This is a genomic window from Bacillus sp. AK031, assembly GCF_053903065.1.
On sequence record NZ_CP096424.1, the window covers coordinates 1560683 to 1580623 of the forward strand.

The following is a 19941-nucleotide window of genomic DNA, read 5'->3' on the forward strand; positions in this document are numbered from 1 at the left end:
GACGTTTATTGAGTTCGGTAAAGGGCAATATAAACAATAGATTCTGAAAAAGGGTGGGGTTATTAATGGATACTCAACGTGTTGGCATACATGAGCTGGCCTTTAGAGATCATGGCCAAGGGCAGACGGTCATTCTATTGCATGGTTTCTGCGGAAGCTCTGAATATTGGGAGAAAGTAATACCGCTTTTAGATCAATTCAGAGTCATAGCGATAGACCTTCGGGGACATGGTAAGTCAGGAATTCCGGAAGGCGGTTATACACTAGATGAAATGGCCAAGGATATCAATTATTTTATGGACCAGAAGCAACTGAAGGATGTGTACATGTTCGGCCACTCGCTGGGAGGATACGTGACATTGTCATTTGCGGAGAACTTTCCTGAAAAGCTGAAAGGCTTCGGATTAATCCACTCGACCCCATTGCCTGATAATGAAGAGGCAAAAGATAGAAGGACAAGATCTATAGAAAAGATTGATGAATACGGTATGGAACCATTTATCGATGAACTGGTTTCCAACTTGTTCAACCATGAACATCTGGAAGATTTTCAGGATGATGTCAATAATGTGAAGCAAATAGGATATAATACAAGCCCTGCAGGAGCAAAGGAAACGCTTAAAGCGATGAGGAGCAGGGGAGACCGCCAGGCGGCAATAACAAACAGCAAGGTGCCTGTCTTTTTGGCAGCTGGAGCAAAGGATTCCGTTGTGCCTCAGGAAAGTACATTCTGCGTTGATGGCAGGCATGTGAAGAAGGTTCTGTTGGATCATTCAGGCCATATGGGTATCTATGAGGAACCGGAAAAATTGTCAATCGAAATCAAAGACTTCATTTTGGAAAATGAATAAACTGTAAATAACGTCAGGCAGATGGCAGCAGCCAATTATTGCCTGGCTTTTTTTTTCTCTTTTTATTCGAACGTTTATTCGCTAAAATAAAGAGAGAGGTGAAAAGCATGTTTCGGAAAAGAAATCTGCAGGAAATGATAAATACATTGAAAAAAGATAATAAAGGCCAGATTGTTCACTGGCATACAATAGATGAGAAAAAGGCGCAAGTGGAAGACCTGCCGGATCGTATTCATCCTAAACTGAAAAAAGCCTTGAGCGAACGGGGGATCGAAAAGCTGTATACCCATCAGGCTACTGCTTTCGAAACGGCAATGAGTGGGAAGAGCTTTACGGCTGTTACACCTACAGCTTCCGGGAAGACACTGTGTTACAATCTTCCGGTGCTGCAGTCTATCTTGGAAAACAAGGACACCAGAGCCCTTTATATTTTTCCTACAAAAGCATTGGCTCAAGACCAAAAAAGCGAAATCAATGAAATCATTGCTGAAGCGGATGCTGCAATTAACAGTTATACATATGACGGAGACACTTCGGCAAATATTCGCCAAAAAGTAAGAAAAGCCGGACATATTGTGATAACCAATCCGGATATGCTGCACTCAGCAATCCTTCCACACCATACAAAGTGGGTCTCCCTCTTTGAAAATTTAAAGTATGTTGTCATTGATGAACTGCATATTTACCGCGGTGTATTTGGCAGCCATGTCAGTAATGTGATGAGAAGACTAAGGAGGATTTGCAGGTTCTATGGCAGTGATCCGATCTTTATTTGTACTTCCGCTACGATTGCCAATCCTCAGGAATTGGCCGAGGGACTGACTGAAAAAGATATGGTGCTGATTGACAACAATGGGGCTCCAAGCGGGAAGAAACATTTTGTGTTTTATAATCCGCCTATTGTCAATAAGCCTTTAAATATAAGAAGAAGTGCTACTTTAGAAGTGAGAGACATAGCCGGATCGCTATTGGAAAATAAAATACAAACCATTGTTTTTGCAAGAAGCAGGGTAAGAGTCGAGATCATCCTTACGTATTTACAAGAGTTGGTCAAATCCCAGCTTGGCCCTAAATCAATCCGGGGTTATCGTGGGGGATATTTGCCGACACAGAGGAGAGAAATTGAGAAAGGTCTTCGTAATGGAGAAATTTATGGTGTAGTCAGTACCAATGCACTTGAACTCGGGGTGGATATTGGCCAGCTGCAGGTTTGTGTCATGACTGGCTATCCAGGGACCATTGCAAGTGCCTGGCAGCAGGCAGGAAGGGCAGGAAGGCGGCAGGATGAAGCGCTGGTCATCATGGTAGCAAGTTCAAGTCCCCTGGACCAATACATTATTGAGAATCCTCAATACTTCTTTGAGCGTTCTCCGGAAACAGCCAGGATCAACCCTGATAATTTAATTATCTTAATCGATCATTTAAAATGTGCTGCTTATGAACTGCCTTTTACGGATGGAGAAAAATTTGGCGGATTGGATATAGAAGATATTCTGGAATTTCTAGCCGAGGAAAGGGTTATTCATAAAAATGGAGAAAAATGGTATTGGATGAATGACTCGTTCCCTGCCCACAATATCAGTTTAAGATCGGCTTCCCAGGAGAATGTCATCATCATTGATCAAAGTGATGTTGCGAATGTAAAGGTAATCGGTGAAATGGATAGGTTTTCGGCGATGACACTCCTGCATGATGAAGCGATTTACTTGCATCAGGGGATTCAGTATCAAGTTGAATACCTTGACTGGGATGAGAAAAAAGCATTTGTGAGGGAAGTGGATGTCGACTACTTTACGGATGCCAACCTGGCTGTTAAGTTAAGCGTTCTGGAAGAAGACAAGTCGATTAGTTCGGATTCAGCTGAAACAGCCTATGGAGATGTCACTGTCCAGGCGATGGCAACCATCTTCAAAAAAATAAAATTTGATACACATGAAAATATCGGATCGGGTCCGATCCATCTACCTGAAGAAGAGCTTCATACCAGTTCGACATGGGTGTCTTTGAAGAAAGAAGTGGATTTGAACAGTGATCGAATTGAACAGGGGCTGATCGGACTAGCCCAAAGCTTAAAGGCTATTGTCCCTCTTTTTGTCATGTGCGACACAAGTGATGTCTATGTTGTTCCGCAACTAAAAGCGGCACACAACGAAAAGCCAACAATATTTATCTATGACCGTTACCCTGGAGGGGTCGGTTTAAGTGAAAAGGTTTTTGACCAAATGGACGAAATCCTGCAAGAGGCAAAACAAATGATAGAAAGATGCCGGTGCGAAACAGGGTGTCCTTCTTGTATTGGTACCGATATATCAGCCCAAAGTGCAAAAGACGATGCCATGAAACTGCTGGATATGTTCCTTGTTGACCATCATTCATGAAGGCTCTTTTCTTAAACTTTGTGCTATTGATATGAATTTATTATTCGCTGGCAATATCCTGGTAAGCAGGAAAGAAAAGAGCTGCTTTGCCTGTTGAGAGAAAAGAACTTGTCCAGGGGCTATCCGAAAGCAGCAATCTATTAAAAAACAGCTTTAACGGAAGGAGGGGGCTTTGTGTCATTAAAAAATAAGTTGAACCGGATGAGAAATCATATTGTAAGGGAACAGGCTGATCCGCCTGCCAATCCTCCTGAACCCACCTCTAATGAAGAAATTCCATTCTGGGAAAGTTGGTCTTCAAATGGCGTTAAACCTTATTATTTAGATGGAGATTACTGTTTGATTCGGGAAAAATCCTACGACCTTGCTGAATTTCACGGGAAGTATCAGCTTGGTCAAATAAAAGAAGCTGTTAATGCCTGGAATTCCTTTGCAGGAAATCACCCGTTATCTGCTCACGGCTTGTCTGAAGATGACTTGTTCTTTTTTGACACAGAAACCACCGGACTTGGGGGTGGAGCAGGAAACACGATCTTCCTTCTGGGATATGCAAAGGTACTTGAAGACAAACTCGTGTTAAGGCAGCATATCCTTCCCCGGCCGGGAAGTGAAATCCCTTTGTATCACAGCTTCCTGGAAAAGGTGGATTATAATACGCTGGTTACTTATAATGGGAAAGCATTTGACTGGCCGCAAGTGAAAACCAGGCATACCCTCATCAGGAAGCACGTACCGAAGCTGCCGGCATTTGGCCATTTTGACCTTTTCCATGGCAGCAGAAGGCTATGGAAGTCGGAAATGGAGTCAGTGAAATTAACCAATGTAGAAAAAGAAATATTGAATTTCCACCGGAAAGATGATGTACCCGGTTATCTGGCGCCCATGATTTATTTTGACTTCGTGGAGAGGAAGGACCCAGAAGGGATGTTGAAAGTGCTTCTTCATAATGAACTCGATATTCTGTCACTGGTCGTGCTTTATGTCCATCTCAGTTTCCAAATCCTTGGTATCGATTCACACCAAACTTCAAAGGAAAAGCTGTTGGTGGGGAAATGGTTTGATTACCTGGGTGATAAGGAACATGCAGTGAAAAGACTGGAACAACTGGCTGAAGAACCGGCAGGAGAAGATTCAATGGCCGCGAAACATTCGCTGGCTTTCCAATATAAACGGTTAAAGAAATACTCGGAGGCTTATGAATATTGGAAGGAAGTATCTGTAGATGGCCCTGAATCTGTAAGAGCAGAAGCCTGTATTGAATTAGCGAAATTATCCGAACATCAATTTAAACAGCTGGATTCTGCCAGGATGTTTAGCGAATTGGCTTATGAGGAAATAACAAAGAGATCATTCGGCAATGAAAAACAATTGATTGAGCTATCCAAGAGGATAGACAGGCTGGAAAGAAAATTAGCGAAATAACGAAAATTTCCCGGGTAACCGCAACTTTCGCTAAAAAATGTATGCAGAATTGAAAGATGTCGAAATAGTAAATATTATTATTTACTTGGTTTAGCAAGCTTTCAAGGGTGTGAGACCTTGTTATCAAAGGGTTGAATGCCCGATTCTTTTAGCAAGGAGATGAATGCATGCCCTGCATCTGCCACTCACTCCAAAAATTTCTTATTGAGGAATCCTCTGTACTTTTGTAAAATGTTGAATTGTGTAGAAATTCGTAGATTCTAATTTATAAGAAAGATAGGATGAATGTTGATGAGTAGAGCGTTAGTAGTTCTTTTTTTTGTTGTGATATGCTTAACCGTTTTCGTCTTCTCAGGGATGAAGGATGGTTCATATACGTTTCTGTAAAATTTGTTGAATAAAAACAGGGTGCTATGACGGTTTACTCTAAACAATAGGGCCGTTAAAGCGATACCAGATCGAGAAGCCTTAAAAAATAGGTGTTTGCATTAGTACATGTTCTACCCTTTCATCATAGGCTATTAATGTAACGAAACAAAGATGAAAGGAGATTTTAGTATGCATTGCAGACCTAATCAAGTTCTTCCGACAGTTATGCATCCAACGAAATGCTGTAAAGTTAATAACTTTTCAACGTATGAAGTTCCTCATGTTCATCCGCAGCATACAACAATTGTAAATAACCAAATGTATCAGCATAAACACTATTTCCCACAATCTCAGTCGGCGGTGGACAGCGTGTCTCACCAGCACTTCAACTGTGGACCAGGACCAGGGCAAGGTCCTGGAGCGGTACCGGGACCAGGGCCAGGAGGGCCAGTTGGACCTATGGGGCCAATGGGCGGACCAGGATTTGGGCCGTATGGACCGGGAAGATAATGACTTTAAACAAGGGCACAGAGTGTCCTTGTTTTTTATTTTACAAAGGAAATAGTGTCGATTATAGTAGGAATAAGTAATGCGCCCGGGGGTGATGAAATGGCAGCGATAGCGACTGTAACAGGATATAAATCATTTGAATTAGGAATTTTCAAGGAAGATGACCAAGCGCTGAAATATATTAAGAAAGCAATACAGAAACAATTGGAATCACTTCTTGAAGAAGGACTTGAATGGGTTTTAATCAGCGGGCAGATGGGTACTGAATTATGGGCTGCAGAGGTCGTGTTTGACTTACAGCTTGATTATCCTGATCTGAAACTGGCCATATTGACGCCATTCTTGAAGCAGGAAGAAAATTGGAATGAGAAGAATAAGGAATACTATGATATGATCTTGTCACAGGCCGATTTCGTTGATAGTGTTTCTAAGCAGCCATACACGAGTCCGGCCCAATTCCGAAATAAGGATAATCTCCTTTTACATAAAAGTGATACCGTCGTGGTTTTATATGATGAAGAGAAAGAGGGCTCACCGCAATATTTTTACCGAATGGCAAAGCAATATCAGGAGAATCACCCACTGGAAATCCGGCAAATCACTTTCATGGATTTGCAATGGATAGTGGAAGAGGAACAATTAAATACTATTGATTGAAAGAAAAATTGACAAATACGGCTTTTTTTGAAAAAATATAATTGATGTTGGTTGAATTTAGAGGTGAAAATATGATATCTGACAAAGTTAAATTGACTGCTAAAGATATACTCGAAAAAGAATTCAAATCGGGAATGCGCGGCTATAAGCAAGAAGACGTGGATAAATTCCTTGATCTGATCATTAAAGATTATGAAACATTCCATCAGGAAATTGAAGATTTACAGCAGGAAAACCTCCGCCTGAAGAAACAGGTGGAAGAATCGAATCGCCGTACACCTTCTCAACAAACAGGAACGACGAATTTCGATATCCTTAAAAGGTTATCCAATTTGGAGAAGCATGTATTCGGCAGCAAGCTTTATGATTGATGCTGGATAAAAATACCGCTTGCTCTGAGTGTGATACTTCTGTATAATTACTTCTTGGATATACTAGTAATAACATTCAGGTAATCGCTGCAACGTTTGTTGTAGAGGAAAGTCCATGCTCGCACGGTGCTGAGATGCCCGTAGTGTTCGTGCCTAGCCAAGTCATAAGCTAGGGCAGTCCGCTTGCGGATTGACGGCAGGGAAAACACCTAAGTCTTCGGATATGGTGTGAATACCTTGAAAGTGCCACAGTGACGGAGTCTTGCAAGAAATTGCAAGAGTGGAACGAGGTAAACCCCACGAGCGAGAAACCCAAATTTGGTAGGGGCATCTTCTTTAAGGAATTCAACGAGAAGAAGGACGAAACAGTGGTTTCGTAGATAGATGATTACCACCGGAGTACGAGATGACCCATCGTTTGCAGTACGAAGGAACAAAACATGGCTTACAGAATGTTATTACGGGGATTAATAATTGAGTACATGACGCTCTCCTTATTATAAGGGGAGCTTTTGTTTTGTCTTTTAACAGTCTCAGGCGGGCGGGACCTGTACAGTCCTGCGCCGCTGAACGGGGCGCTTGCGCTTTTTTATAAACTTTCACAGTGTTTCTGTTGCTTAAAGTTGACTTCAATGGTTACACTTAGAAATGGACAGTATTATTGTCGAATATACATACATGCTTTAAACAGCTATGATTTGGTGAATGTGCTGTTGGGTGAAGCAGATATTGAAAAGTTAGGGTGATTCAAATGAGATTTAAATTGATAGCGACAGCTGCAATGGGCCTCGAGGCTTTAGTCGCAAAAGAAGTAAGAGACCTGGGGTATGAATGTGAAGTCGAAAACGGCAAAGTCATCTTTGAAGGAGATGAAACAGCGATTGCCCGTGCCAACATGTGGCTCAGGACAGCGGACAGGATCAAAATTCTGGTGGGCGAATTTAAAGCGTATTCGTTTGACGAGCTGTTTGAAAAGACCAAGTCACTTCCTTGGGAAGACTACTTGCCTGAAGATGCACAATTTCCAGTACAAGGAAAATCTGTGAAGTCCAAGTTATACAGTGTTCCTGATTGTCAGGCTATCGTTAAGAAAGCAATAGTAAACAAGTTGCAGACATACTATAACAGGACGAGCTGGTTAGAGGAGTCCGGTGCAATATTCAAGTTGGAGGTTGCCATTCATAAAGATACTGCTTCATTAACGATTGACACAAGCGGTCAAGGGCTGCATAAACGCGGTTACCGCATCGGACAAGGTGAAGCACCGTTAAAAGAAACGCTTGCTGCTGCATTGATTCAATTGACAACTTGGAATCCGGACAGGCCTTTTGCAGATCCATTTTGCGGATCTGGAACGATTCCAATTGAAGCTGCTTTAATCGGTCAGAATATAGCACCAGGTTTTAACAGAGAATTTCTCTCTGAAACATGGCCATGGATGTCAGACAAGATTTGGGATGATGTCCGCATGGAAGCCGAAGATCTTGCCAAGTATGACCAGCCTCTTGAAATCATCGGTACTGACATCGATCATCGAATGGTTGAAGTTTCCAAGAATAATGCATTCGAAGCGGGGCTTGGCGAACTGATTCAATTCAAGCAGATGCAGGTGAAAGATTTCCACAGCGATAAAAGCTACGGTGTTATCGTAGGGAATCCTCCATATGGCGAAAGGATTGGAGAAAGAAAAGAAGTCGAACATATGTATAAAGCAATGGGAGAATCCTTTGAAAAAATGGAGACATGGTCAAAGTATATCATGACCTCCCACGAAGGTTTTGAAGAGCTTTATGGTAAAAAAGCTACCAAAAAAAGAAAGCTCTTCAATGGATTCATTAGGACTGACTATTATCAGTATTGGGGTCCAAGACCTCCGAGAAAAGATTAAATATAAATGAAAAGCCGTCTGATTGCAGGCGGTTTTTTCTTGACCCTTTAAATGAAATGGATGATCCGTGTATCCTGTCCACTTACCGAAATAGTCATAACCCAGAAATCTTCTGCGTATAATACTCAATATATATTATTGAGGAGTGAAACACAGTGGAAAGACCTTCTATTGACTACAATCGAATTTCGAAAGCATTACAATCTACCATTAATCTGATAGAAGAAGAACACTCAAAAATGGACAGCCAGATTATAGGCGAATTGATATCGGCAAAGGAAGATTTGACCAATGCCCTGGCTTTTGACCTTTTTTACAGCAACCCGCGCAATCAGTAAAGGCAGTTTTTTCTTTTGGATTTCATGAAACCAAACCTTCATGAAAGATAGTTCCTGCAGAAAACGCAAGCTTCCCTCGCTTGCGTTTTCTGTTTTTGAAGTTTACAATTATTCTTTTGGAAACGAATTTTTTAGCTGCGGGCCGAGAATTGGCTGAATGCTTCAAATAGATATAATGAAGAGATACGGAGGAAGTTATGAGAGGGAAATTGCCATTTACATTATCAAGGGAACAATCTTTTTATGAAGGACTCGGTGATTGGATCGGGGATGTTTTTTACGATATTCTCCCTGAAAAAGGCTTTGAGCTCCGCGATGAACAAATCTATATGGCTTTTCAAGTACTGAAAGCCTATCAGGATAAAAAAGTGATGTTTGCTGAAGCAGGCGTCGGAACCGGAAAGACACTGGTTTATTTGTTGTATGCACTGGCATATGCCCGGTATACAGGCAAACCGGCCATCATTGCTTGTGCTGATGAAACCCTGATTGAACAAATTGTAAAAAAAGAAGGCGATATCAAGAAGATTGAAGAGGCGTTGAACCTTCAAGTTGACGTTCGCCTCGCCAAATCAAGGGAACAATACTTATGTCTTCAAAAACTGGATGCAGAAGTACTGGAGAATGATAAATTCATGGATATTTTCAACTCCCTTCCCGGGTTTGTCCATGGCAAGGCTTCTATGAGCAAGTTCCACCGATATGGTGACCGAAAAGAGTATGGGGATTTAACAGACCAGGAATGGCAATCAATCGGCTGGGACCCTTTGCAGGACTGTATGTCGTGTGCAGAACGGCACCGCTGCGGCCAGACACTGAACCGTGATTACTACAGGGAAGCCGCTGATTTGATCGTATGTTCTCATGACTTTTATATGGAGCATATCTGGACGAAGGAATCACGAGTAAGGGAAGGTCAGCTTCCGCTGCTTCCGCAAGCAAGTTCTGTCATATTCGATGAAGGCCACCTGCTGGAATTTGCTTCTCAAAAAGCATTGACATACAGAATCAAAAAAGAAACACTTGAGAGTCTTCTTGAAAAAATGACGGCAAGTGATATGCGGGAAAATACGATGTATTTAATTGAAGATATCATTGCTCAAAATGATATATGGTTCGAAGCCTTGAAACAAGCGTCTTCCCAATCAGGAGATGCTCTCAGGCTTCATGTAAGCAAGACGGAAAAAGTCCAAGCTGAAGGCAGCAAATTGGTGGATTTAATAGAGAAGCTTACCGAGGAACTGGTATTTGAGTCAGAGATGTATGTCATGGATGAATACCTGTTAAAAGTGATTGAAGAATATCTTGAACAAATCCTTTATTCCCTTAAGCTATTCCTTCAGGAAGACAAAGGTATCAACTGGCTTGAAATACAACATGGTTCAGAAACCCTGGTCATTATGCCGAGGCTTGTTGAAGAGATACTCAGGCAGAAAGTATTCAGCCAGAAAACACCTTTCATCTTTTCGTCTGCTACACTGTCTAATAATAAAGACTTTTCCTATTTAGCCAATAGCTTAGGGATCGATCAGTATGAATCTTTTACAGTTGAATCGCCATTTGACTATGAAGAAAACATGGTAATCCAAATTCCTGAGTTTTCTGCTGATGGAGCGGAGCAAAAATATCAGTATTGTTTTGATAAAGTGAAAGAAAATGAAGGGAAAACACTCCTTTTGTTTCCAAATAAGCGGGAACTCCAATCTTTTAAAGAGTATCTACAGGACAAACAGCTGCCATATCCCATCTATTATGAGGGCGATGAAGAAATCAGCTTAGTCGTGGAGCGATTCCAAAATGAAGTGAATAGTGTTTTGTGCTCCTATCATTTGTGGGAAGGGTTGGATATACCAGGTGAATCACTCTCTCAAGTACTTATTTTTTCACTGCCGTTCCCTCCAAAAGACCCGGTTTTTGATGCAAAACGGAACCATGCAAAATCTGCTTTTGATGAAGTCGACCTGCCCTATATGCTTCTTCGTTTGAAACAGGGAATCGGGCGATTGATAAGAACTTCGACAGATAATGGCCAGGTTTCAATCCTTCTTAATGATAATGAAAAAGGACTGCTTCCTGCCATCAAGAAGATCCTGCCATATTGATTCATAAAAGTGAAAAATACGGATTCCGTGTTTTTCACTTTTAGGTTTTGGTTCAGGTGTTTACGTAAGTTTTTTTCTGAAAAATATGATAAAATTACAAGGATGCCAGATATTAGGGGGAAAATATGAATACAGAAGTGAAAGAATTAGAAAAAGACTTTTTAGAATATGTAAAAAAGATGTCGGCATACAATGAAGCATTAGGACTTATCTTTTGGGACCTGCGCACAGGCGCGCCAAAGAATGGTGTTGAACAGCGTTCGGAGGTAATAGGATTATTGTCTTCTGAAGTGTTTGAGATGTCCACAAGTAAAGATATGGCTGCATACATAGCGAAACTATCCGCAAATAAAGAAAACCTTTCTGATATGGTTGTAAAAGTTTTAGAGGAATGCCAAAAGGATTACGAAAGAAACAAGAAAATACCGGCTGATGAATACAAAGAGTACGTTGTTCTTCAATCAAAAGCCGAAAATGCTTGGGAACAAGCAAAAGAGAAAGATGATTTCCCATCCTTCCAGCCTTATTTGGAAAAACTGGTTGAATTCAATAAGAAATTCATCGGTTACTGGGGATATGAAGGAAACAAGTACAATACATTACTGGGTATGTATGAGCCGGGAGTCACAGTGGAAGTATTGGATCGGGTATTTGGGGAACTGCGGGATAAAATTGTACCCCTTGTACAGCGTATAAGCGAAAGTGCCAATAAACCGGATACATCCTTCATTTTTGAACATTTTCCTAAAGGAAAACAAAAGGAATTCAGCCTTAAAATTCTTGAACAGATGGGATATGATTTCAATTCTGGAAGATTGGATGAAACCGTCCACCCGTTTGCGATCGGTCTAAATCCTGGTGATGTCAGGGTGACAACAAAGTATGACGAAGGCGACTGGAGAACCGCGATTTTCGGCACCATCCATGAGGGCGGCCATGCATTGTACGAACAGAACATCTCAAGTGACCTGACAGGAACTCCTTTAGCAACAGGAACATCTATGGGGATCCATGAATCTCAGTCATTGTTCTATGAAAATTTTGTAGGAAGAAACTATTCATTCTGGGAAAACAACTACTCGCTTCTGAAGGAGTATGGTGAAGGGCAATTTGATGAAGTTGAATTGAATGAATTCTACCGTGCCATCAATGAGTCTAAACCTTCCTTAATTAGAATCGAAGCAGATGAACTGACATATCCTTTACATATCATGATCAGGTATGAAATCGAGAAAGGCCTCTTTAACGATGAAATTGAAGTGAAGGATCTGCCGCAAATCTGGAATGATAAATACGAGGAATACCTGGGCATCAGACCGGAAACAAATGCGAGAGGTGTTCTTCAGGACGTGCACTGGGCAGGTGGAAGCTTTGGCTATTTCCCGTCTTACGCATTGGGCTATATGTACGCAGCACAATTCAAGCAAGCAATGCTGAAAGATCTGCCAAATTACGATGAGCTTGTTCAACAAGGCGATCTTGCGCCAATCCGTGAATGGATGACAAAGAATGTCCATCAGTGGGGGAAAATGAAGAAGCCTCTTGAAATCCTGACAGAAGTAACTGGGGAAGGGCTGAATGCTGCTCACCTTGTAAACTATCTGACAGAGAAATATTCTGGTGTTTATAATTTAGCTTAATACAAATAAAAGATGCCGGCATTCCTCTTTGAGGTCTGCCGGCTTTTTATCTTCTTTAAAGAAATATTCTGATGAGTATATTTGCAACTTATGGCGAAATGCTATGAAAAGAGTAGTTGATGTCCTTAATCTTTGAAGCGAAGGACATCAAAAAAGGAAAAAGAGAAAAAGATGTCCCGCGCCGATGAAGCGAAGGACATCAAAAAAGGAAAAAGAGAAAAAGATGTCCCGCCTGCAAAGCGAAGGACATCTTTTTAAGCAAAGAGAAAGACAAACACAATAGAATTCAAGGGTATATAATAACAAAAAAATACAGCAAGCCTCTTTTATTAAAAGAAGCCTGCTGTGTCTTTTACCACAATTTAAACCCTTTTGAACCAGGAGGTGCATTTTGAATCATATCTGCAAACGGAATCGAATAGGCGACAAGAATTAAAGCCGTTAATACTGTAAGCCAGATTTTCCAATTTTCAAGAACCATTGGTGTTTTTTCTGCTTCATCAGCTGTTTCCCCGATTGGGAATTCTTCTTCACCTTTAGGTGCAAAGAATGCAAGGTTGATGAAGATATAGAGGATAAGAATGATTCCAAGAAACAGAATCGTTCCGCCGACTGCCTGTGCAACCTGGTAAGGAATCCAATCCAATGCTTGTTGAGCATCTCCATATGTGGAGAAAGAAGAACGTCTTGGTGCACCAAGAAGGCCTACCGCATGCATAGCTCCTGACATGATGCTCATTCCGACTGCCCAAGTAACAGCCTGGACGATCGCAAGTTTATTCATTGCTTTTGTAAGGACACGGCCTGTTAAATGAGGAACCAGCCAGTATGCAATACCAAAGAATGTTAATACAACAGAAGTTGCGAGTGTTAAATGAAAGTGACCGGTTACCCAAATCGTGTTATGCACGACTTGGTTCATCTGATTGGAAGCATTGATCAATCCGCCTGCACCGGCAGGGATGAAAGCCACCATACCTATGAACGGTACACAGAAACGTGCATCTCCCCAAGGAAGCTTTTTAAACCAGCCGAACAAACCTGTAGCGCCTTTAGAGCGTCCATACATTTCGAAGGTGGCAAACAGGGAGAACGCTGTCATCAAGGAAGGAATGACAACCATGAAAGTCAGTACTACCTGTAAAAATTTCCATGAAGCATCAATGCCCGGTTCCACTAATTGATGGTGAAATCCTACAGGGATTGAGAATAACAGGAACAGAATAAATGACATACGAGCAAGTGAATCTGAGAAAATTTCTCCACCGATGATCTTTGGAATGATCACATACCATGCCATGTAGGCAGGCAATAACCAGAAGTATACCAGCGGGTGACCGAAGTACCAGAAAAGTGTGCGGCTGACTAGAACGTCAACTTCAGCTACAAGGCCGAGAGACCAAGGAAGCAGCTGGAATAATACGGTTCCTGCAACACCCAATGTAGCCACAATCCATAAAACAGTGTTAATAATAGCCATGAACGTCAGCAGGGGACTAGGCTGTCCGGGATGCTGTTTTCTCCAATTCATATACTCAGCGATCATGGCAGCTCCGCCAATCCAGCTTCCCACAACAACGAAAGTCAATCCAAGGTAGAAAATCCAGTGAGCTTGTAGCGGCGCATAAAAAGTGTATAAGACAGTTGCTTCATTAAGTAAAATCATAACAGCTGCCATGGCTGTACCGAGCAGCATTACCCAGAAACCAATCCATCCTGAAATCCGTGCACCTTTGCGGTACGTTCCGGAAGTTCTGGAAATAGCAGCATGCTGGAAGCCCAGAATAAAGAAAGTAGTTAGAACAAGTCCTAATAAAACACCGTGAACCGTCAATACTTGATAGTATCCGATATTTGCAGGGAGAGTAAACCTTCCTGATCTGACTAATACCTGAAGCAAGCCTGCCAACCCGCCAAGTGCGAGGGCAATGAATGCTACATAAATATGTGCAAGCGCTAAACGTGCGTCTTTACGATCGACTTTAGATAACATCTTAGTCCACCACCTTAATCATAGTTTTCATCGTATGGTGACCAACCCCGCAATATTCATTACACAAAACGAGATATTCACCAGCTTTGTCAAAAGTAGTAACATATTCACTGATAAATCCTGGTTCAAGCATCATATTGATGTTCGTACCAGCGACTTGAAATCCATGAACTACATCCTTAGTAGTTGCGATGATTTTCACTCTTGAGTCCAAAGGAACTTCAATTTCATCTCCTGAATAATAGAAGAAAGCCGAGCCTACCACTACCAGTTCATAGTCCCAATCTTTTCCTTCCACTTTCTTTAATCCCGGCTCGCTGAAAGGAGCGATCTGGTCTACCTGCTCAGGATCTATAAAAGCTTTAGCACTTGGAGGTGTATGTCCTGAGTGAAATGCGCTGATACCTAAAATAGTTAAGAAAAGAATAAGAGACCCAGTACCTAAAATTAACCACCATTTTTCATAACGATGCATATGCATAAAAATCTTCCCCTTCCACTAGAAACGATCTATAAAAATGTAATAAACACCAAACCAGCTGAGAATGAGAAACAGTCCCAGGAATAATACTGAAGCCAAAGTTCCCTTCAAAGAAGAGGAATCTTCAGTCTTCACCTTCGTTTTTTGATTTAACTGCGGGTTTGCCATACGGCTCACTCCTTTCAATTTTGGAAACAATATCTTGTTACCTATATAATAGGGCTGAAATAATAAGCTATCTGTGATTTATGTCACACTGCAAAAGAATAATTGTGAAGGTTATGTGAAGAAACTCACATATGGCATTATAGTAAGAAGGTTAATTATACGAATAATTAAAGTTTTTATGGTGGTATAGTTCGTGTTTGATTGAAATAAAGGTTGAAATTTTGTGGAAATCTGATATACTGATGATAAATTAATAACACTTACTCATATAACGGCGGGAATATGGCCCGCAAGTCTCTACCGGATAACCGTAAATTATTCGACTATGAGTGAGCAATGGACGGAATTGTTTTTCTGTACTTCTTTGATTTAAGCTCAAAGGCATTGTCTCGCTCAGATTGAGAGTGTGATGCCCTTTGAGCTTTTTTGTTCAGGGGCGGAAGGAGGAAAACGAAATGAAAAGCTTAGAAATGAAAATCATCGAAGAGGGAAGCGTGTTATCCGATTCAGTTCTGAAAGTGGATTCCTTTTTAAATCACCAGATCGACCCTCAATTGATGAAAGAAATCGGCGAGGAATTTTCCAAAAGGTTTTCAGGTGAAGGTATTACAAAGATCGTGACACTCGAATCCTCAGGCATTGCCCCTGCAGTTATGGCCGGCCTTACGATGAATGTCCCGGTTGTCTTTGCCAGAAAGCGCAAATCTTTGACATTGCAGGAAGGGCTGCTGACTGCAGAGGTTTATTCTTTCACCAAGCAAGAAACCAATACGATTACAGTTTCAAGTAAGTACATAGATAAGAACGACAAAGTCCTGATCATCGATGACTTTCTTGCAAATGGCCAGGCGGCTGAAGGGTTAATCGACATTGTCAGGCAAACAGGGGCAGCGGTTGCAGGAATAGGAATCGTGATTGAGAAAGCCTTCCAGGACGGCGGCAGGCTCCTGAAAGAAAAAGGGTACAGAGTAGAATCACTAGCAAGAATTCAGTCATTAAAAGATAGAAAAGTAGAATTTTTGAAGGAGGCAGCGGTATGAACTCATTTAAACTATCATCATTAGCTATTCAGCACGTGCTTGCCATGTATGCAGGAGCGGTTATCGTACCGTTAATCGTAGGGGCAGCATTAGGACTTACAGGAGAGCAGCTGACTTACTTAGTCTCAATTGATATCCTAATGTGCGGTATAGCGACCATTTTACAGGTTTGGAAAAATCGCTTTTTCGGTATCGGGCTGCCGGTTGTTCTTGGGTGTACATTTACGGCAGTGGGTCCGATGATTGCAATTGGCGGCCAGTATGGGATCACTGCAATCTATGGGTCTATTTTAGTTTCAGGGTTATTCGTCATGGTGATCTCCAATTATTTTGGCAAGCTCGTACGCTTTTTTCCTCCCGTTGTAACTGGGTCGGTCGTTACAATCATCGGAATTACATTGATTCCAGTAGCGATGAATAATATGGCAGGGGGCGAGGGTGCACCGGATTTCGGATCACTATCAAATATTGGCCTTGCTTTTGGGACTCTGCTTTTTATTATTCTATTGTTCCGCTTTTTTAAAGGCTTTGTTAGAGCAGTAGCGATTCTGTTAGGGCTTGCTGCCGGAACAGTGGCTGCAGGATTCATGGGCAAAGTGGATATCACGCCGGTTATGGAAGCTTCTTGGTTCCATATGGCACAACCGTTTTACTTCGGGGTGCCGACATTTCATTTGACAGCGATCCTGACTATGATTCTGGTAGCCATGGTTAGTTTGGTAGAGTCGACAGGTGTTTACTTTGCACTTGGGGATATTTGTGAAGAGGAGATCGGGGAAAAAGATGTCGCCAATGGCTACCGTGCAGAAGGTGCCGCCATTGTTCTTGGCGCAATTTTCAACGCTTTTCCTTACACGACCTATTCGCAAAACGTTGGATTGACACAGTTGTCAGGTGTGAAAACGAAGAATGTCATCTATCTTACAGGTGCCATGCTTATCACTTTGGGATTTGTACCAAAGATTGGAGCACTTACAACCATTATCCCTTCTGCTGTTTTAGGAGGAGCTATGATAGCAATGTTCGGGATGGTAGTTGCCTATGGAATTAAAATGCTGGGCCGTGTTGAATTTAATTCACAAGAAAACCTTCTAATCGTAGCTTGCGCTGTCGGAATGGGAATGGGTGTAACCGTTGTCCCTGACATGTTCAATCAGCTCCCGCCAAGCCTGCAAATTCTCACCAGCAATGGGATTGTAGCAGGGAGCTTAACAGCTATACTGTTGAATATAGTCTTCAATGTGAGAAAATCAGAGAAGCCTATCAGAGTTGTTGAACAGAAGGCTTCTTAATAAAAGCAATGAATGAGACCGGTCCATGAATGAATCAAGTAGTTCAGTTTTGGAGTACAAGAACACTATTTGTCCCCTTAATTGAATTGCTTTTTTCATATGAAATCGCATACTAATCTGTCCCCTGATTCGTAAGGTAAAGTGCAACCAAAACTGTCGGCCAGACTGAATGAAAATGATAAGATGAAGGGGTAGGAAGGTTTTAATAAAGGAGCAGGATCGTGGAAGGTGATTTTTTAATTATAGATAGTCCTATCATTAAGTGAGGAGTCACAGATCCATAAATAGAGGGAGAAATTCCCCTTAAACTGCAAAACATGGCTTAGTTCGCTATAAATAAGGGGAGATTTTCCCCTTATTCCTGGCACAGCACCCCATTTTTCATGCTTTTCAAATGAATAGCGGTAAATATTCCCCTTATTTTAACTATTTTTAGTGCCATTTCCTAAATAAGGGGAATTTCTCCCCTTATTTTTATCAGCTCATGCTACTGATTTCCTTTGGGCCCATGAGATTCCTCTCTCGGATGGCGAGGCGGGGCCACTCAGTGAACAAACGGCGTTGTTACTTGAAGAAAAGCCGTCTTTTAATCCGCTGCATAAATCGCAAGGCTACAATATTTATTTCAGTGTTATGGAAACGTGTGCGAACTAGATGCGAAAAAACACTTGATAGTAGATGACTTGCTGAAATACCAAAAAAAAATAGCATACGAATAATGGTGCGAATTCGTATGCTAAAGACTTTGGATTTTTACATTTTGTACCTATAAAGTGAACTCCTTAATGAATGAATGGGCCAGTTCTTATTTTTTGTCCTAATTCTCCTGTTACTGACACTTCCTGCTTACTGGAACATATGATATCAGTATTGAGCACATGGAGGTTTGGGAATGGAAAAGTTTTACTGTGAACGATGCAGAAGGCTGTTTGAGCAGGATGCCATTTGTGATAAATGCTTAATAGAAACTAAGAAAATCATGATTCATAATCTGTACCAGGCTCCTTTGGAAAAAAAGGAATAATTCAGAAAGCAATCTCCTCTTGAAAATAGTACGCTTATGATAAAATAAGGTTAATAGTATAGAGGGGGAGATTGTTGTGTTTTTGCCATCATTTGATTTAAATGGAAAAACAGCTGTTGTCACTGGAGCCGGCAGAGGGATCGGAAGGGCGATCGCGATTGGTATGGCCGAAGCGGGAGCGGATGTTGCCTTGTTATCGAGAACAGAGCAAGATCTTATTGAAACAGCTTCACATATTGAGAAACTGGGAAGAAACGCATACATATTGACCACTGATGTTACTTCACGGGAAGAGGTTGCAAGAGCTGTTTCAGAAGTGAAAGAAAAAGCGGGTTCGATTGATATCCTTGTTAATAATGCGGGAATGAATATACGTTCGCAAGCGCTGGATGTTACTGATGAAGAGTGGCAGAAAATAATGGATACCAACTTAAAATCAGCATTTATGATGAGCCAGGAAGCCGGCAAAATCATGAAAGAGCAGAATGGCGGCAGAATTATTACCATTGCTTCTGTGGCAGGGCATGTGGCACTGCGGACTGGTGTGGTATATGCAGCCACAAAAGCGGCTCTTATCCAAATGACGAAGGTACTTGCTTTTGAATGGGGGAAATACAATATCAATGTTAACAGTATCGGTCCCTGGTATTTCAGGACGCCATTAACGGAGAAACTTTTACAAGATGAAGATTATGTCAACGACATTCTTGAAGTCACACCGCTAAAAAGGGTTGGAGAACTGGAAGAACTTGTAGGCCCTGCTGTATTCCTTGCTTCCTCTGCAGGAAGTTATGTCACCGGGCAGACATTATTTGTCGACGGTGGGATGACAATCCAGGGATTCTAAAATAGACGATAACAAAAAGAGAAGGCATGCGAACCGTGATTCGTATGTCTTCTCTCTTTGTCATGGAAAGCAGTTATGTAAGGTCCACCATGATGACGACGATGAAGTCACCAACATTTTCTATCGAAAGCGGAAGTTTTAAAGCCCGGTCAAATCCGGCTATCCTTGATTCGCCGATTATGACCGTTGGCGGAGTAATATCCATGGAATGCCCCAGTTGTGAGATGTGGGTAGAAAGATTGCCCGCAATCATATTCCCCAGCTCTCCTGCGAAGGATTCCAGCATCTCACCCTCAAGCGGCATTCCGAACATTGAGGCAGCAAGCCCTTGAAAGCCCTCGATATCACCATCAAAGATGATTTGACCCCTTATATCCCCCGTAAGTCCTATCAATACACCAATCTTATGCTTCTTGAGCGGTTCGTTGAGAAGAGTCGGCGGATCGACTGTAACAGGGAGGGGGATGACTGATTTGATTGACTGAATTGTACCATTTACTATGTCGGTTACACTTTTAGTTGTAGTCATGTCGAATCCTCCAATATTTTGTCTTTTTAGCTTAGCATAAT

The 19941-nt window shown here is 41.7% G+C and carries 18 protein-coding genes, 1 other RNA gene and 1 riboswitch; of the genes, 15 read left to right on the forward strand and 4 right to left on the reverse strand.

The window, feature by feature from the left end; all coding sequences use genetic code 11:
• Window positions 1-65 precede the first annotated feature (65 nt).
• The 11 genes from M1E09_RS07800 (at window position 66) to M1E09_RS07850 (ending at window position 12526) form a co-directional block, all read left to right on the forward strand.
• Window positions 66-851 (forward strand): alpha/beta fold hydrolase, encoded by a 786-nt coding sequence (locus M1E09_RS07800; protein WP_456274274.1) that lies wholly within the window; start codon window positions 66-68, stop codon window positions 849-851.
• A gap of 107 nt (window positions 852-958) precedes the next feature.
• Window positions 959-3229, forward strand: coding sequence for a DEAD/DEAH box helicase (locus tag M1E09_RS07805; protein WP_456274275.1), 2271 nt, complete (start codon window positions 959-961; stop codon window positions 3227-3229).
• A 174-nt stretch (window positions 3230-3403) separates the two neighbouring features.
• Complete coding sequence (locus tag M1E09_RS07810) at window positions 3404-4651, forward strand: ribonuclease H-like domain-containing protein (protein ID WP_456274276.1); 1248 nt, start codon at window positions 3404-3406, stop codon at window positions 4649-4651.
• Window positions 4652-5209: 558 nt separating this feature from the next.
• Entirely contained in the window at window positions 5210-5530 is a 321-nt protein-coding gene (locus M1E09_RS07815) for a CotD family spore coat protein (protein ID WP_456274277.1), read from the forward strand.
• 99 nt (window positions 5531-5629) lie between these two features.
• The gene (locus M1E09_RS07820) at window positions 5630-6187 is read left to right on the forward strand and encodes a DUF1273 domain-containing protein (RefSeq protein WP_456274278.1); all 558 of its coding nucleotides are present in this window, start codon (window positions 5630-5632) and stop codon (window positions 6185-6187) included.
• A 71-nt stretch (window positions 6188-6258) separates the two neighbouring features.
• Window positions 6259-6558: a cell division regulator GpsB gene (gpsB, locus tag M1E09_RS07825; protein WP_456274279.1), complete on the forward strand. Its 300-nt coding sequence runs from the start codon at window positions 6259-6261 to the stop codon at window positions 6556-6558.
• A 72-nt stretch (window positions 6559-6630) separates the two neighbouring features.
• An RNA gene (rnpB, locus tag M1E09_RS07830) (RNase P RNA component class B) lies at window positions 6631-7011 on the forward strand.
• 298 nt (window positions 7012-7309) lie between these two features.
• Complete coding sequence (locus M1E09_RS07835) at window positions 7310-8446, forward strand: THUMP domain-containing class I SAM-dependent RNA methyltransferase (RefSeq protein ID WP_456274280.1); 1137 nt, start codon at window positions 7310-7312, stop codon at window positions 8444-8446.
• Window positions 8447-8601: 155 nt separating this feature from the next.
• Window positions 8602-8784, forward strand: a complete 183-nt coding sequence (locus M1E09_RS07840; protein WP_456274281.1) for a hypothetical protein — start codon at window positions 8602-8604, stop codon at window positions 8782-8784.
• Between the two features lie 197 nt (window positions 8785-8981).
• Window positions 8982-10886: an ATP-dependent DNA helicase gene (locus M1E09_RS07845; protein ID WP_456274282.1), complete on the forward strand. Its 1905-nt coding sequence runs from the start codon at window positions 8982-8984 to the stop codon at window positions 10884-10886.
• Window positions 10887-11011: 125 nt separating this feature from the next.
• A complete protein-coding gene (locus M1E09_RS07850) occupies window positions 11012-12526 on the forward strand; it encodes a carboxypeptidase M32 (protein WP_456274283.1) in 1515 nt (504 codons plus the stop codon).
• 352 nt (window positions 12527-12878) lie between these two features.
• Here the strand turns inward: M1E09_RS07850 and M1E09_RS07855 are convergent, their stop codons facing one another.
• The 3 genes from M1E09_RS07855 to M1E09_RS07865 are packed head-to-tail and all read right to left on the reverse strand — an operon-like array spanning window position 12879 to window position 15168.
• Entirely contained in the window at window positions 12879-14519 is a 1641-nt protein-coding gene (locus tag M1E09_RS07855; protein ID WP_456274284.1) for a b(o/a)3-type cytochrome-c oxidase subunit 1, read from the reverse strand.
• A gap of 1 nt (window position 14520) precedes the next feature.
• Entirely contained in the window at window positions 14521-15000 is a 480-nt protein-coding gene (locus M1E09_RS07860) for a cytochrome B5 (protein ID WP_456274285.1), read from the reverse strand.
• Window positions 15001-15018: 18 nt separating this feature from the next.
• Entirely contained in the window at window positions 15019-15168 is a 150-nt protein-coding gene (locus M1E09_RS07865) for a cytochrome c oxidase subunit 2A (protein ID WP_456274286.1), read from the reverse strand.
• Window positions 15169-15412: 244 nt separating this feature from the next.
• A riboswitch (purine riboswitch) is annotated at window positions 15413-15514 on the forward strand.
• A gap of 109 nt (window positions 15515-15623) precedes the next feature.
• Between M1E09_RS07865 and M1E09_RS07870 the strand changes: the two genes are divergently transcribed.
• From M1E09_RS07870 to M1E09_RS07885, 4 genes are all read left to right on the forward strand, one after another.
• Entirely contained in the window at window positions 15624-16208 is a 585-nt protein-coding gene (locus M1E09_RS07870; RefSeq protein WP_456274287.1) for a xanthine phosphoribosyltransferase, read from the forward strand.
• The gene (locus M1E09_RS07875) at window positions 16205-17500 is read left to right on the forward strand and encodes a nucleobase:cation symporter-2 family protein (RefSeq protein WP_456274288.1); all 1296 of its coding nucleotides are present in this window, start codon (window positions 16205-16207) and stop codon (window positions 17498-17500) included. Before M1E09_RS07870 ends, M1E09_RS07875 begins: the two co-directional genes overlap by 4 nt.
• An 892-nt stretch (window positions 17501-18392) precedes the next feature.
• Window positions 18393-18524, forward strand: coding sequence for a hypothetical protein (locus M1E09_RS07880; protein WP_456274289.1), 132 nt, complete (start codon window positions 18393-18395; stop codon window positions 18522-18524).
• Between the two features lie 76 nt (window positions 18525-18600).
• Window positions 18601-19371 (forward strand): SDR family NAD(P)-dependent oxidoreductase, encoded by a 771-nt coding sequence (locus tag M1E09_RS07885; protein WP_456274290.1) that lies wholly within the window; start codon window positions 18601-18603, stop codon window positions 19369-19371.
• A gap of 73 nt (window positions 19372-19444) precedes the next feature.
• Here the strand turns inward: M1E09_RS07885 and M1E09_RS07890 are convergent, their stop codons facing one another.
• Window positions 19445-19900 carry a chemotaxis protein CheX gene (locus M1E09_RS07890; protein ID WP_456274291.1) on the reverse strand — a complete coding sequence of 152 codons (456 nt, stop codon included), beginning with the start codon at window positions 19898-19900 and terminating at the stop codon, window positions 19445-19447.
• Window positions 19901-19941 lie beyond the last annotated feature (41 nt).